The following is a 14,045-nucleotide window of genomic DNA, read 5'->3' on the forward strand; positions in this document are numbered from 1 at the left end:
CCTCGGGTGCCCGGCGGGTGCCGGGCGGCCCGTCGGCGTTCGCCCAGGCGCCGGATCGCCCGGCGGGCGTCCGGCGCCTCAGAGCAGGGCGCCCTCGTCGTGCAGCCAGTCCACGAAGCTGGTGGCGACCGCCGCGCCGCAGTCGAGCATCTCGACCAGCAGCGCGTCGTGCGCCCCGGCACCGAACGGCACCTGCAACTCCGCGTAGATCGGCAACTGGCCGCGCTCGGTCGGGTCGCCGATGTAGGCCTTGCAGAAGCGGCGGGTGTGGTTCCACTCGTTGACCACGCGGTAGGCGCGGTCGGCCCAGTCCGGCGGCACCGTCGCGTGTGGACGGGCCCGCATCACCAGGATCTCGTCCTCCGGACCCTCCAGTGTGACCAGCACGGCGTGCCGCTCCCACATGGCCAGCAGGTTGCCGTCGCCGTCGGCCAGGTAGCGCACGTCGAGCATGTCGAGTGCGTCGCAGACCCGGCGCAGGGTGACCGGCTCGACCGTGGCGGGCATGTCCGCGATCACGGCTCGCTCCGTCGGCGGGCAGTCGTCTCCCGGCTGACGGGGGGTCGGTGGTCCGACCCGGACGGTGCTCTCCACTGTGACCCCGCTCCGCCTTTCCGGGTCGCCGCCGCCGTTGGCGGGACCGGGGCGCCATGACCACCACGGCATCGCTCGCGCACCTCACTCCCCAGCGGATCCACTCGCCTACGGTGCGTTGGATCCGAGGATGGACGGTACCCGGACAGCCGGGTTGAAGCACCCCCCCAACGACAGCCCCAGGACAGAAGAATGACCGAGGGTCAGCCGAACGGATGAATTCAGAGGGGCCGCACGGCAAGTTCGGTGGCCTTCTGCGACCATGTCGCTCCGTACGGTCCCACCAGGCCGACCCATCGGCCGACCATTCGCACCTGGACGTCGCCTTCGCCGACCGTCCCGGCCGACCCCTCGGCGGCGCCCAGGAAGCCCATCCGGACCAACCCCTGGACCATCCGCTGGGTCACCTCGACCGGCTCGCCCGGTGGGTCCTCCGGGGTGACCACCACGGGCACGTGGTCGAGCAGCGCGTCCCGCAGCGCCCGCTGCCCCACCGCGCGCCCGCCGACGCCGTGGGTGCTGGCGTCCCGCAGGGCTCCCGCCGCCGCCGCCGCGATCCGCCGCAGCTCCACGCCCGGCAGCGTCTCCACCCGGCGGCTCGTTGCGGGCGGCAGCGGCCACCGCCACCGCTCGTCCCGCCGCGTCGGCAGGGCCGCGCCGCCCGCCGCCAGCTCGGCCAGCAACTCTCGGGCCGGGACCGTGGCGTCGCCGGGGCCGTCGCCGGCCACCGTGCGGACGACCAGCACGCCCCACGGCAGACGCCCCCAGAGGGCCGTACGGCCCGTCGCGCCGGCCGACCTGAGCCGGACCGGCGCCTCGCCGTCCAGCCGGACGAGACGGGCCAGGAAGGCCCCCGCGTCGGCCGCGTCGGCGATCCCGTGCCCGCCGGCGACCGTCCCGCCGCCACCGGCCCCCGCCGGGGCGACGGGCCCGCCGGCCGTCGTCACGCCACCCCGCCCTGCGGCGCGTACGTGAGCAGGAACGTCCGCTCCTCCGGGGTGATCCGCCGGGGCCGCTGCCGGGTCAGGTCGAACGGCACCAGCACCGAACGGGCCCGGCTGGCCAGCACCTCGCCGTCGAAGAGTTCGTAGGCGACGGTGAAGGACGCGCCCCGGATCTCCTCCACCCACAGCTCGATGCGCACGGTGGGGGCAGCCTCGGCGGTGGCCCGGCCGAGGGCGTACTCGACCGGGCGCAGGTAGTCGATCTCGTGCCGACTGATCACGACGCCGTCGGCGAACGAGCCCACCCCCCACGCCCGGCCGCCGGCGAACATCAACGCCACCCGCGCCTCCTCGTAGAGGGTGAGGAAGCGCGAGTTGTTGATGTGGCCGTACGCGTCCAGGTCGGACCACCGCAGGGTGCAGTGGTAGACGAAGCGGTCGCTCATGATCGGCTGCGGTCCGCGCGCTCAGTCACGGGTCAGCTTGCGGTAGGTCACCCGGTGCGGGCGGGCCGCCTCCGCGCCGAGCCGGTCGACCTTGTTCTTCTCGTACGCCTCGAAGTTGCCCTCGAACCAGAACCACTTGGCCGGGTTCTCGTCGTCGCCCTCCCAGGCCAGGATGTGCGTGGCGACCCGGTCGAGGAACATCCGGTCGTGGGAGATGACCACGGCGCAGCCGGGGAACTCCAGCAGCGCGTTCTCCAGGCTGGAGAGGGTCTCCACGTCCAGGTCGTTGGTCGGCTCGTCGAGCAGGATCACGTTGCCGCCGATCTTCAGCGTCAGCGCGAGGTTGAGCCGGTTGCGCTCGCCGCCGGAGAGCACCTTGGTCGGCTTCTGCTGGTCCGGCCCCTTGAACCCGAACGCGGCGATGTACGCCCGCGACGGCATCTCGACCTTGCCGACCATCAGGTGGTCGAGCCCGTCGGAGACGACCTCCCAGACCGTCTTGTCCCCGGCCAGGCCCTGCCGGTTCTGGTCGACGTACGACAGCGAGACCGTCTCGCCGACCCGGACGTCGCCGCTCGTCGGCTGCTCCAGCCCGACGATGGTCTTGAACAGGGTGGTCTTGCCGACGCCGTTCGGGCCGATGATGCCGACGATGCCGTTGCGGGGCAGCGAGAAGGACAGGTTGTCGATGAGCACCCGGTCGCCGAAGCCCTTGGTCAGGCCGTGCGCCTCGATCACCGTGTTGCCCAGGCGGGGGCCCGGCGGAATCTGGATCTCCTCGAAGTCCAGCTTGCGGGTCTTCTCCGCCTCGGTGGCCATCTCCTCGTAGCGGTCGAGGCGGGCCTTGGACTTGGTCTGCCGCGCCTTGGCGTTGGAGCGGACCCACTCCAGCTCCTCGGTGAGGCGCTTCTTCATCTTGGCGTCGCGGCGGCCCTCGACGGCCAGCCGGGCGGCCTTCTTCTCCAGGTAGGTGGAGTAGTTGCCCTCGTAGCCGACGGCCCGGCCGCGGTCCAGCTCCAGGATCCAGCCGGCCACGTTGTCCAGGAAGTACCGGTCGTGGGTGATCGCCATGACGGTGCCCGCGTACTTGGCCAGGTGCTGCTCCAGCCAGGAGACGCTCTCCGCGTCCAGGTGGTTGGTGGGCTCGTCGAGCAGCAGCAGGTCGGGGGCCTCCAGCAGCAGCTTGCACAGCGCCACCCGGCGCCGCTCGCCCCCGGAGAGCTGGGTGACGTCGGCGTCCGGCGGCGGGCAGCGCAGCGCGTCCATCGCCAGTTCGAGCTTGGAGTCGATGTCCCACGCGTCGGCGTGGTCAAGCTCCTCCTGGAGCTTGCCCATCTCCTCCATCAGCTCGTCGGAGTAGTCGGTGGCCATCTGCTCGGCGATCTTGTTGAACCGCTCCAGCTTGGCCTTGGTCTCGGCGACCGCCTCCTCGACGTTGCCGAGCACGGTCTTGGCGTCGTTGAGCGGGGGCTCCTGGGCGAGCAGGCCGACGGTGTAGCCGGGCATCAGCCGGGCCTCGCCGTTGCTCGGCCGGTCCAGGCCTGCCATGATCTTGAGGAGGCTGGACTTGCCGGCGCCGTTGGGGCCGACCACACCGATCTTGGCCCCCGGGAGGAAGCTCAGCGTCACGTTGTCGAGCACGACCTTGTCGCCGTGCGCCTTGCGCGCCTTTTCCAGGACGTAGATGTACTGGGCCACGGTGCGGGCTACCTCCGTAGGTTGCGACTGGGTTCGGCGGGCGCGGGCGCGGGCTCCGACCTCCGCCCGCCGCCGCCGGCCGGTGGCCCGGCCGCACGCACGCCATCGTCAATCCTGACAGGTACGCGGCGTCGCGCCCACATCACCCCGCCCCCGACGCCCCGGACGCGTCCCGCCACCCCTGCTTCCGAGCAGGGGTATCGACAAGATCACGCCAAGGGTTGGACCATCGTGGGAAGGGTAGGTGACTCCGGCACGGGGCCCCAGAAGCCGCAGCTACGCTCAGTACGCTCATTCGCGGTTGACCCGTCAGCACCCGGAGGTGGCCGAACGTGACCGTCCGCAGCTCCTTTGTCGTAGTGGCGAACCGGCTACCCGTCGACGAGGTGAGCACCCCCGAAGGACGGCAGTGGCGTCGCAGCCCCGGGGGGCTGGTGACCGCACTGCACCCCGTCCTCGCCGAGCACCAGGGCACCTGGGTCGGCTGGGCCGGTGGCACCGGCGCCGCCCCCGAGCCCTTCGACCTGGAGGGCATCCGGCTGCACCCGGTGCCGCTCAGCGCGGAGGAGCTGGAGCGCTACTACGAGGGCCAGTCCAACGCGACGATCTGGCCGCTCTACCACGACGCGGTGGAGACGCCCGCCTACAAGCGCCGCTGGCGTGAGGCGTACCGCCTGGTCAACGCCCGCTTCGCGGAGGCCGCGGCGGAGGTCGCGGCCGAGGGGGCGACGGTCTGGGTGCAGGACTACCAGCTCCAGCTCGTCCCGGCGATGCTCCGCGAGCTGCGGCCCGACCTGCGGATCGGCTTCTTCCTGCACATCCCGTTCCCGCCCATCGAGCTGTTCATGCAGATGCCGTTCCGCACCGAGATCCTGCGCGGCCTGCTCGGCGCCGACCTGGTCGGGTTCCAGCAGCGCCTCGCCGCGCAGAACTTCGTCCGGCTGGCCCGGCACCTGCTCGGGCTGCGCTACGAGGGGCAGATGATCCAGGTCGACGGGCGCCAGGTGAAGGCCGGCGCGTTTCCGATCTCCATCGACACGAAGGAGATGGAGCGGCTGGCCGCCGACCCGGCGATCCAGGCCCGGGCGAAGGAGATCCGCGAGGAGCTGGGCAACCCGAAGACGATCATCCTGGGCGTCGACCGGCTCGACTACACCAAGGGCATCGAGTTGCGGCTCAAGGCCTTCCGCGAACTGCTGGCTGACGGAAAGTTGACAGTTCCCGACGCGGTCATGGTGCAGGTCGCCACGCCCAGCCGTGAGCGCGTGGAGCACTACCAGGCACTACGCGTGAAGGTGGAGCGCGAGGTCGGCCGGATTAATGGCGAATTCGGCAGGGTCGGCGTGCCGGCGGTGCATTATCTGCATCAGTCGTACAGTCGCACTGAACTCGCCGCGATGTACGCCGCCGCGGACGTGATGATGGTGACCCCGCTGCGAGACGGAATGAACCTGGTAGCCAAGGAGTACGTCGCATCGCGCGCCGACCAGGGCGGTGCACTCGTGCTCAGCGAGTTCGCCGGCGCCGCCACCGAGCTGCGTCAGGCGTTCCTGTGTAACCCGCACGACCCTGACGCGGTCAAGGACGCCCTGCTGAGGGCCGTGCACGTCGAGAAGCCGGAGGCACGCCGCAGAATGCGGACAATGCAACGCCATCTTCGCACCCACGACGTGGGGCACTGGGCGAAGTCCTTCCTCACCGAGCTCGGTGTGCCTCAATCGGAGGACGCGTGAACGCCGCCAGCGAGATCATCACCCCGGCGGCCGGCACGATGGACCCGGAACTGCGGGCGGCCATCGGCCGCATCGCCCGGGTACCCCAGCTTCTGATCGCCTGCGACTACGACGGCACCCTGGCGCCGATCGTGGAGGACCCGAGCAAGGCCGTGCCGCTGCCGGAGTCGGTGGCGGCCGTCCGGGCGCTGGCCGCCCTGCCCCAGACCACCGTGGCGGTGGTCTCCGGGCGGGCCCTGCGCGACCTGGCCGCCCTCTCCCGGCTGCCCAGCGAGGTCCACCTCGTCGGCAGCCACGGCTCCGAGTTCGACATCGGCTTCGTCGAGCGGCTCTCCCCCGAGCTGATCGCGGTGCGCACCCGGCTGCGCGACGCCCTGCGCGAGATCGCCTCGGCCCACCCGGGCATCCGGCTGGAGCGCAAGCCGGCGAGCGTCGCGGTGCACACCCGCGGGGTGGCGCCCGAGATCGCGGCTGCCGCCATCGAGGCGGTCCGCAGCGGCCCCGCCACCTGGGACGACGTGACGGTCACCCAGGGCAAGGAGGTCATCGAGCTGTCGGTGGTCGCCACGCACAAGGGCACGGCCGTCGACCAGCTGCGCACCCAGCTCTCGGCCAGCGCGGTGCTCTTCATCGGCGACGACGTCACCGACGAGAACGCCTTCGGCAACCTGCACGGGCCGGACGTCGGCATCAAGATCGGCCCCGGCGACACCCAGGCCGGCTACCGGGTCGCCGAGCCGATCGAGGCCGCCCGCGCCCTCGGCCTGCTGCTGGAGACCCGGCGGCACTGGCTCTTCGGCGAGCGTGCGGTCCCCATCGAGCGGCACTCGATGCTTGCCAACGGGCGGACCGTGGCCCTGCTCACCCCCGAGGCCAAGGTCACCTGGCTCTGCCACCCCAAGCCGGACTCGGCGGCGATCTTCGCCGACCTGGTCGGCGGCAGCCCCGCCGGGCACTTCAGCGTGGCCCCGGAACGCGGGGGCATCCCGCTCGGGCAGCGCTACCGCTCGGGGACGATGACCGTCGAGACCCGCTGGTCGGGCCTGACCGTCACCGACTGGCTCGACAAGCCGGCCCGGGAGACCACGCCGGACGGCCCGGCCGTCGTGACCGGCGACTCGACGATGGTCCGGGTGCTCACCGGCTCGGGCCGGGCCCGGCTGGAGTTCGCGCCCCGGCCCGAGTTCGGCCAGGTCGCGGTGCAGTTGCAGCCGGTCGGCGACGGCCTGCTGGTGCTCGGCTCCAACGAGCCCGTCGCGCTCTACTCGCCCGGGGTCGAGTGGCAGGTCACCAACGACGGCGGCTACGAGACGGCCAAGGCGGTCGTCGACCTCTCCGCCTCCGGTGGGCAGGTCGTGCTGGAGCTGCGCTTCGGCACGCACAGCCTGGAACACCACCGGCTGCCGGTCCACGAGCGGCAGGCCCTGGCCGAGCAGCCCTGGAAGGACTGGGTGGCCACCCTGCGGCTGCCGAGCACCGCCCGCGACCTGGTGGTCCGCAGCGCGCTGACCCTGCGCGGGCTCTGTCACGAGGCCACCGGCTCGATCCTGGCCGCCGCGACCACCTCGCTGCCGGAGGAGCTGGGCGGCGTACGCAACTGGGACTACCGCTACTGCTGGCTGCGGGACGCGGCGATGACCGCGCGGTCCCTGGTCGACCTGGGCTCGATCGAGGAGGCCGAGGCGCTGCTGCGCTGGGTCGACGGGTGCATCGAGCGCACCGGCGGGCACCCGGAGCGGCTGCACCCGCTCTACACGGTGGACGGCTACGAGCTGGGCGCCGAGGCGGTCATCGACACCCTGCCCGGTTACGCCGGCTCCCGGCCCGTCCGGGTCGGCAACCTCGCCAACCACCAGCTCCAGCTCGACGTCTTCGGCCCGATCGCGGACCTGATCGCGGCCGTGGCTGACGCCCGCGGCTCCGTCCGCGAGGACGAGTGGCGGGTGCTCGACAACATGGTCGAGGCGGTCCGCCGCCGCTGGCACGAGCCCGACCACGGCATCTGGGAGGCCCGCCTCCCCCCGCGGCACCACATCTTCTCGAAGGTGATGTGCTGGATGACCGTCGACCGGGCGCTGCACGTCATGCGCCAGCACGGCGGCGAGGACCGGCCGGAGTGGGTGGAGCTGCGCGACCGCATCGGCGCCAACGTGCTGGAGTACGGCTGGCACGAGACCGTCGAGGCCTACAGCGTGGCGTACGGGGACGAGGAGATGGACGCCTCGTCGCTGTGGATCGGGCTCTCCGGCCTGCTCCCCGGCGACGACCCGCGCTTCCTCTCCACCGTCCTGCGGATCGAGGCGGACCTGCGCAGCGGCCCGGTCGTCTACCGCTACCACTGGGACGACGGCCTGCCCGGGCGGGAGGGCGGCTTCCACATCTGCACGGCGTGGCTCATCGAGGCGTACCTGCGCACCGGGCGGCGTACCGACGCCGAGGAGCTGTTCTCGCAGATGGTGGACACCGCCGGCCCGACCGGCCTGCTGCCCGAGCAGTACGACCCGATGGCCGAGCGCGGGCTGGGCAACCACCCGCAGGCCTACAGCCACCTCGGTCTGATCCGCTGCGCCCTGCTGCTGGACAACATGCTCAAGCAGTGACCTGACCAGCGAAAACGGCGGCCGGAGACTCGAAGTCTCCGGCCGCCGTCGTTCATCCGTCGAGACCAGACCAACCCGGTCGAACCCGAGCCGCCTTACGGGCGACGCCCACCGGGGATTTCCGGGCAGCCCGCTCGCGGAGGGATCAAGCCTGACCGCCCGGAGCGAGCGGGCTGCCCGCAAATCCCTCAAGACCAGCCCCGTCGGCGAGGGCGTCGACCACGTCCCCCAACACCACCACCGCGGGCGGGCGCAGCCCGGCGGCCGCCACGTCGGCGGCCACCGCGCCGAGCGTGGAGCGCAGCGCCCGCTGCGCCCCGGTCGTCGCCTCCTGCACCACGGCGGCCGGTGTCCCCGCCGGCTTGCCGTGCGCGATCAGCGTCGCGGTGATCGCCGCGAGGTTCTTCAGCCCCATGAGCACGACCAGCGTGCCGCGCAGCCCGGCCAGCGCCTCCCACCGGACCAGGGAGGCCGGCGAGTCGGGTGCGACGTGCCCGGAGACCACGGTGAACTCGTGGGCCACCCCCCGGTGGGTGACCGGGACGCCCGCCGCGGCCGGAGCCGCGATCGAGCTGGTCACGCCGGGCACCACGGTCACCGGCACACCGGCCGCCGCACAGGCCAGCAGCTCCTCGCCGCCCCGGCCGAAGACGTACGGGTCGCCGCCCTTGAGCCGCACCACGAACTTCCCGGCCAGGGCGCGGTCCACGAGGATCCGGTTGATCTCCTCCTGACCCCGGGACGGCCCGTACGGGATCTTGGAGGCGTCCACGAGTTCGACGTCGGGGCGCAGCTCGTCGAGGAGCAGCCCCGGGACGAGCCGGTCGGCGACCACCACGTCCGCCTCGGTGAGCAGCCGCCAGCCCTTGACGGTGATCAGTTCCGGGTCCCCCGGACCGGCCCCCACCAACGCAACCCGCCCGGCCGGCGGGTAAGGAAGGGACCCTTCCTCTACCGCAGGCGTCAACAGGGGGCCCTTCCTCACATCCAGGAGGGCGCGGACGGCGTCGCGGACGGCCATCGCCCGGCGCGGGTCGCCTCCGCCGAGCACCGCCACGGTCACCGGCCCGTGCCGGGTCACCGCCGGCGTCCAGGCGGTGGCGGCGGCGCGGTCGTCGGCGCGTACGCAGAAGATGCGCCGCTCGGCGGCGGCGGCGCTGACCGACGCGGCGGCGAGCGGGTCGTCGACCGCGACCTGGACCAGCCACGCGCCGTCCAGGTCGTCGGGGGCGAACCGGCGCGGCGCCCAGTGCAGCCGTCCGGCGTCGACGTGCGCGCGCAGCGCCGGGGTCAGCTCGGGCGCGACGAGGAAGACGTGCGCGCCGGCGTCGAGCAGGGCCGGCACCCGCCGGGTGGCCACCGCTCCCCCGCCCACCACGACCACCCGACGGCCGGCGAGCCGCAGGCCGAGCGGGTACGGGTTGCCGCTCACGCCGCCGCCCCGCCGTGCTCGCTGGCGGCGGCGGGACGCGACACGCCTGCGGGCCGGTCGGTTGGCTCGCTCACTTCTCGGCCACCCCTGCCGAGTCGAACGTGGCCACCTCGTGCAGCACCCGGACCGCGCCGGTGACCACCGGCAGCGCGAGCAGCGCGCCGGTGCCCTCGCCGAGGCGCAGCCCGAGGTCGATCAGCGGCTCCAGGCCCAGCCGGCGCAGCGCGACCGTGGCCCCCGGCTCGGCGGAGCGGTGCCCGGCCACCATGGCGGCCACGGCGTGCGGCGCGAGGGCCGCCGCGGCGAGGGCAGCGGCGACCGCGATCACCCCGTCCAGCAGCACCGGCGTGCGGCGGGCGGCGGCGCCCAGGATCAGCCCGGCCAGCGCGGCGTGCTCCAGCCCGCCGACGGCGGCCAGCACGCCCAGCGGGTCGGTGGGGTCGGGGTCGTGCCGGCGCAGCGCGGCCCGCACCACGTCGACCTTGCGGGCGTACGTCGGGTCGTCGACCCCGGTGCCCCGACCCGTCGTCTCCGCCGGGTCGATGCCGGTGAACGCGGCGATCAGGGCGGCGGCCGGCGTGGTGTTGCCGATGCCCATGTCCCCGGTGAGCAGGATGCCGGCGCCCGCGTCGATCAGTTCGTCGGCCACCCGGATGCCGGTCTCGACGGCCGCGCGGGCCTCGTCGCGGGTGAGCGCGGCGGTCACCGCCAGGTCCCGGGTCCCGGGGCGGACGTTCGCCGCCACCAGCCGGGGCGCGTCGCGGGCCGGCAGGCTGTCCGCCGGGGACCGGGTCAGCGGAATCGCCGGCGCGCCATCGGCGGCCGGGGCACCCGCCGAGGCGTCGGCAGCCAAGGCACCCGCCGGGCCGTCGGCGAGCGGGGCACCCGCCGGGGTGCCGGTGGCGGGGATCGGGGTGGCCACGCCGACGTCGACCACGGTGACCGAGGCGCCGGCCTGCCGGGCGAAGGCGTTGACCACCGCGCCGCCGGCCAGGAAGTTGCCGATCATCTGCGCGGTGACCTCCTGCGGCCAGGGCGTCACCCCCTGGGCGTGCACGCCGTGGTCACCGGCGAAGATCGCGACGGCGGCCGGCTCGGGCAGCGGCGGCGGGCAGTGCCCCGCCAGGCCGGCCAGGCGTACGGAGAGTTCCTCCAGGGCGCCGAGCGAGCCGGCGGGCTTGGTGAGCCGTCCCTGCAACTCTCTTGCTGCGGTCATCGCCGACTCGTCCGGCGGCCGGATCGCCGCGATCGTGGTCTCCAGCATCATGCCTCCAGGATCTCCGCCAGTACCTCGGTGAACGCGTCGGTGGTGGCCGTGTCGCGCACGGCGATCCGCAGCCAGTCCGGGCCGAGGCCGGGGAACGTGTCGCCCCGGCGTACCGCCCAGCCGCGCTGCCGCAGGGCGACCCGCACGTCGGCGGCTCCGGGGACGTGCACCAGCACGAACGCGCTGGCGGGGCGGCCGGCGACGCGTACGCCGGGCAGGGTCGACAGGCGGGCGACCAGGTGGTCGCGGTCGGCGGCGAGCCGGGCGGCGATGGCGCGCTCGGCCTCGACCGCGACGGGTGTGGCGCAGGCCGACGCGGCGGCCAGGGCGGGGGTGGAGACGGCCCAGAGCGGCTGGGCGGCGGCCAGCCGCTCCAGCAGGTCCGCCTCGCCGAGCACATAGCCGATGCGCAGGCCGGCCAGGCCCCAGGTCTTGGTGAGGCTGCGGACCACCAGCAGGCCCGGCAGGTCCCGCCGGGCGGCCAGCGACTCCGGTTCGCCGGCCACGCCGGGGGCGACGGTGGTGTCGGCGAACGCCTCGTCGACCACCAGCACCCGGCCGGGTCGGGCCAGGGCGGCCAGGTCGCCGGCGGAGTGCAGCACCGACGTCGGGTTGGTCGGGTTGCCGATCATCACGAGGTCGGCGTCGGCGGGCACCCGGGCCGGGTCGAGCCGGAAGTCGTCGTCCGCGTCGAGCAGCACCCGCTCGACCTGGTGCCCGGCGGCGCGCAACGCCGCCTCGGGCTCGGTGAACTGCGGGTGCACCACCACCGGTCGGCGTACGCCGGCGAGCGCCCGGGCGAGCAGCACGAAGCCCTCGGCCGCGCCGGCGGTCAGCAGCACCTCGGCCGGCGGGCGGCCGTGCCGGGCCGCGACGGCGGCCCGTGCCGGCCCCGGGTCGGGGTACGCGGCGAGGTCGCCGAGCGCGGCGGTGATCGGGTCGGCCAGCCAGTCGGGCATCGCGTCGCGCCGCACGTTGACGGCGAGGTCGACGAGTCCCGGCCCCACCTCGGCGTCGCCGTGGTGGGTGAGGTCGGGTTCGGGGAGGGTCCCGGTCGGCTGACCACGCATGTCCGCGATCCTGCCGGGAAGGTGCCGCGCGGGACAGCGGATCCCGGCGTGGGCCGCATCACCACACGGGCGTTTATGAATATTTCTCAAGTACGAATCGGAAATGTCATAACTTGAGCGGGTGAGCAATCGACCCCTTGCTGCCGCTGGTCGTCTCGTTCCCCTCCTCCGCGCCGGCCTGATCGCCGGGATCGTGGTCGCCGCCGTGGCGTACCCCGTGGCCGCCGCCACCGGCCTCGGCGCCAAGGTCACGGCGCACGCCATGGAACACAAGACCCAGATCCTCACCACCGCGCTGCCGGCCGAGACGTCGTACGTCTACGCGCCGGACGGCAAGACCGTGCTGACGATGTTCTACGAGGAGTACCGGCAGTACACGAAGCTGGCCGACATCTCCCCGAACATGCAGCAGGCGATCGTCGCCGCCGAGGACAACCGCTTCTACCAGCACCGGGGCGTCGACCCGAAGGGCGTCGCCCGCGCCTTCGTGGCCAACGCCCGCTCCAGCGGCGTCTCCCAGGGCGCCTCCACGCTCACCATGCAGTACGTGCGGATGGCGCTGCGGGACAGCGCGAAGACGCCGAAGGAGGTGCAGGAGGCCACCCAGCAGACCAGCCTGCGCAAGGTCCGCGAGATGCGGATGGCGATGGACCTGGAGAAGGAACTCAGCAAGGACGACGTCCTGGAGCGCTACCTCAACTCCGCGTACTTCGGGCACCGCGCGTACGGCATCTACGCGGCCAGCGAGATCTTCTTCTCCAAGTCCCCCAAGGACCTCAGCCCCGTCGAGGCGGCCACCCTCGCCGGCCTGGTCAAGTCCCCGTCCGAGTACGACCCGGCCAGCTCCGACCAGAAGGAGGCCACCGGCCGGCGCAACTACGTGCTCGACCGGATGGCCCAGCTCGGCTACCTCTCGCCGGACGCCGTCACGCAGGCGAAGACCGAGCCGATCCGGCTGAAGCTGACGTACCCGCCGAACGACTGCGCCTCCGTGCCCGAGAAGTGGAACAGCTGGGGCTTCGCCTGCGACTACCTGAAGAACTGGTGGAGCACGCAGCCCGCGTTCGGCGAGAACCGGCTGGAGCGGTTGGACAAGCTGCGCCGGGGCGGCTACCGGATCGTGCTCAGCCTCGACCCCAAGATCCAGGCGGCGGCGGAGCAGAACGTCGGCACCAAGGAGAACACCGGCAGCCCCTTCGCCAACGGCATCGTGGTCTCCGAGCCCGGCACCGGGCGGGTCAAGGCCATGGCGGTGAACCGGACGTACTCGCTGGACCTGAGCGAGAACGGGCAGAGCTCCAACCCCGAGGCCGGGCCGAAGGTCAAGGCGAACTACCCGAACACGGTGGCACCCCTGCTCGGCGGCGGCGACCTGGCGGGCTACCAGGCCGGGTCGACGTTCAAGATGTTCCCCATGCTGGCCGCGCTCGACGCGGGCATGCCGCTGTCCACCTCGTTCAACGCACCGCACCGGTACCGCTCCGAGGTCTACGACGGCTGGTCTCCGTCCAACGCCAGCGGCGCGATGAGCGGCAACCAGACCATGTGGTCCGGCTTCGGCAAGTCGGTGAACACGTACTTCGTGTGGCTGGAGGAGCAGGTCGGCGCCGACAAGGCGGTCCGCCTGGCCGAGCAGCTCGGGCTGCGCTGGCGCACCGACGTCGACCGGGAGCACGCGTCCCCGGCCAAGGCGAAACAGTGGGGCGCGTTCACCCTCGGCGTCTCCGACGCCACGCCACTGGAGATGGCCAACGCGTACGCCGCGATCGCCGCGGACGGCCGCTACTGCGAGGCGATCCCAGTGCAGGCGATCTACAACCGGGACGGCACGCCGACCACCTGGAAGACCGCCTCCGGGATCGAACGCGAGGTCGCCAAGCCGCGCTGCCGGCAGGTGGTGAACGCCGACGCCGCCCGCGCCGCCACCGACGCCGCCCGCTGCCCGACCGGCGACACCCCGGCCCGCGGCAGCTGCGGCGGCTGGTCGACCGCGGACAGCGTGCGGGGCACCGTCGGCCGCCCGGTGGCCGGCAAGACGGGCACCACCGACAGCACCCGGTCGGCCTGGTTCGTCGGCTACACGCCGGAGCTGGCGGCGGCGAGCTTCATCTCCGACCCGGACAATCCGTTCAACGCGGTCGGCGACGGCCAGTCGCAGATCCCGATCAAGGCGGTGGCGCAGACCCTCCGCGACGGCCTCAAGGGTCAGCCCACCCGCCAGTTCACCCCACCGTCGGACCGCATCGTCGGCTGAGCCGGGC

10 protein-coding genes are annotated in these 14,045 nt (G+C 73.1%); 3 read left to right on the forward strand and 7 right to left on the reverse strand.

The window, feature by feature from the left end:
* Nucleotides 1–78 precede the first annotated feature (78 nt).
* The 4 genes from AC0OO9_RS08250 to ettA all read right to left on the reverse strand — a co-directional run bounded on the left by AC0OO9_RS08250 (nt 79) and on the right by ettA (nt 3,682).
* A complete protein-coding gene (locus AC0OO9_RS08250) occupies nt 79–666 on the reverse strand; it encodes a type III secretion system chaperone family protein (RefSeq protein ID WP_088998782.1) in 588 nt (195 codons plus the stop codon).
* A gap of 149 nt (nt 667–815) precedes the next feature.
* The gene (locus tag AC0OO9_RS08255; RefSeq protein WP_484516712.1) at nt 816–1,541 is read right to left on the reverse strand and encodes a DUF8185 domain-containing protein; all 726 of its coding nucleotides are present in this window, start codon (nt 1,539–1,541) and stop codon (nt 816–818) included.
* A complete protein-coding gene (locus tag AC0OO9_RS08260) occupies nt 1,538–1,984 on the reverse strand; it encodes an acyl-CoA thioesterase (RefSeq protein WP_151457130.1) in 447 nt (148 codons plus the stop codon). The genes AC0OO9_RS08255 and AC0OO9_RS08260 overlap by 4 nt, the downstream gene beginning before the upstream one ends.
* A 21-nt stretch (nt 1,985–2,005) precedes the next feature.
* Nucleotides 2,006–3,682 (reverse strand): energy-dependent translational throttle protein EttA, encoded by a 1,677-nt coding sequence (gene ettA, locus AC0OO9_RS08265; protein ID WP_121399423.1) that lies wholly within the window; start codon nt 3,680–3,682, stop codon nt 2,006–2,008.
* Nucleotides 3,683–4,014: 332 nt separating this feature from the next.
* On the opposite strand from ettA, the gene AC0OO9_RS08270 reads away from it, so the two are divergent.
* Together AC0OO9_RS08270 and otsB are read left to right on the forward strand one after the other, a co-directional pair.
* The gene (locus AC0OO9_RS08270) at nt 4,015–5,415 is read left to right on the forward strand and encodes an alpha,alpha-trehalose-phosphate synthase (UDP-forming) (protein WP_132239329.1); all 1,401 of its coding nucleotides are present in this window, start codon (nt 4,015–4,017) and stop codon (nt 5,413–5,415) included.
* 38 nt (nt 5,416–5,453) lie between these two features.
* Entirely contained in the window at nt 5,454–8,015 is a 2,562-nt protein-coding gene (gene otsB, locus AC0OO9_RS08275; protein ID WP_484517887.1) for a trehalose-phosphatase, read from the forward strand.
* A gap of 145 nt (nt 8,016–8,160) precedes the next feature.
* On the opposite strand, the gene cobA is transcribed toward otsB, so the two are convergent.
* The 3 genes from cobA to cobC form a co-directional block, all read right to left on the reverse strand.
* Nucleotides 8,161–9,447, reverse strand: coding sequence for a uroporphyrinogen-III C-methyltransferase (cobA, locus tag AC0OO9_RS08280; protein ID WP_484516715.1), 1,287 nt, complete (start codon nt 9,445–9,447; stop codon nt 8,161–8,163).
* Between the two features lie 70 nt (nt 9,448–9,517).
* The gene (locus tag AC0OO9_RS08285) at nt 9,518–10,711 is read right to left on the reverse strand and encodes a nicotinate-nucleotide--dimethylbenzimidazole phosphoribosyltransferase (RefSeq protein ID WP_484517888.1); all 1,194 of its coding nucleotides are present in this window, start codon (nt 10,709–10,711) and stop codon (nt 9,518–9,520) included.
* Complete coding sequence (gene cobC / locus AC0OO9_RS08290) at nt 10,711–11,784, reverse strand: Rv2231c family histidinol phosphate aminotransferase CobC (RefSeq protein WP_484516716.1); 1,074 nt, start codon at nt 11,782–11,784, stop codon at nt 10,711–10,713. Before cobC ends, AC0OO9_RS08285 begins: the two co-directional genes overlap by 1 nt.
* Before the next feature lie 121 nt (nt 11,785–11,905).
* On the opposite strand from cobC, the gene AC0OO9_RS08295 reads away from it, so the two are divergent.
* Nucleotides 11,906–14,038 (forward strand): transglycosylase domain-containing protein, encoded by a 2,133-nt coding sequence (locus AC0OO9_RS08295; RefSeq protein WP_484516718.1) that lies wholly within the window; start codon nt 11,906–11,908, stop codon nt 14,036–14,038.
* Nucleotides 14,039–14,045 lie beyond the last annotated feature (7 nt).

Source organism: Micromonospora sp. USAFONa4 (assembly GCF_057197825.1).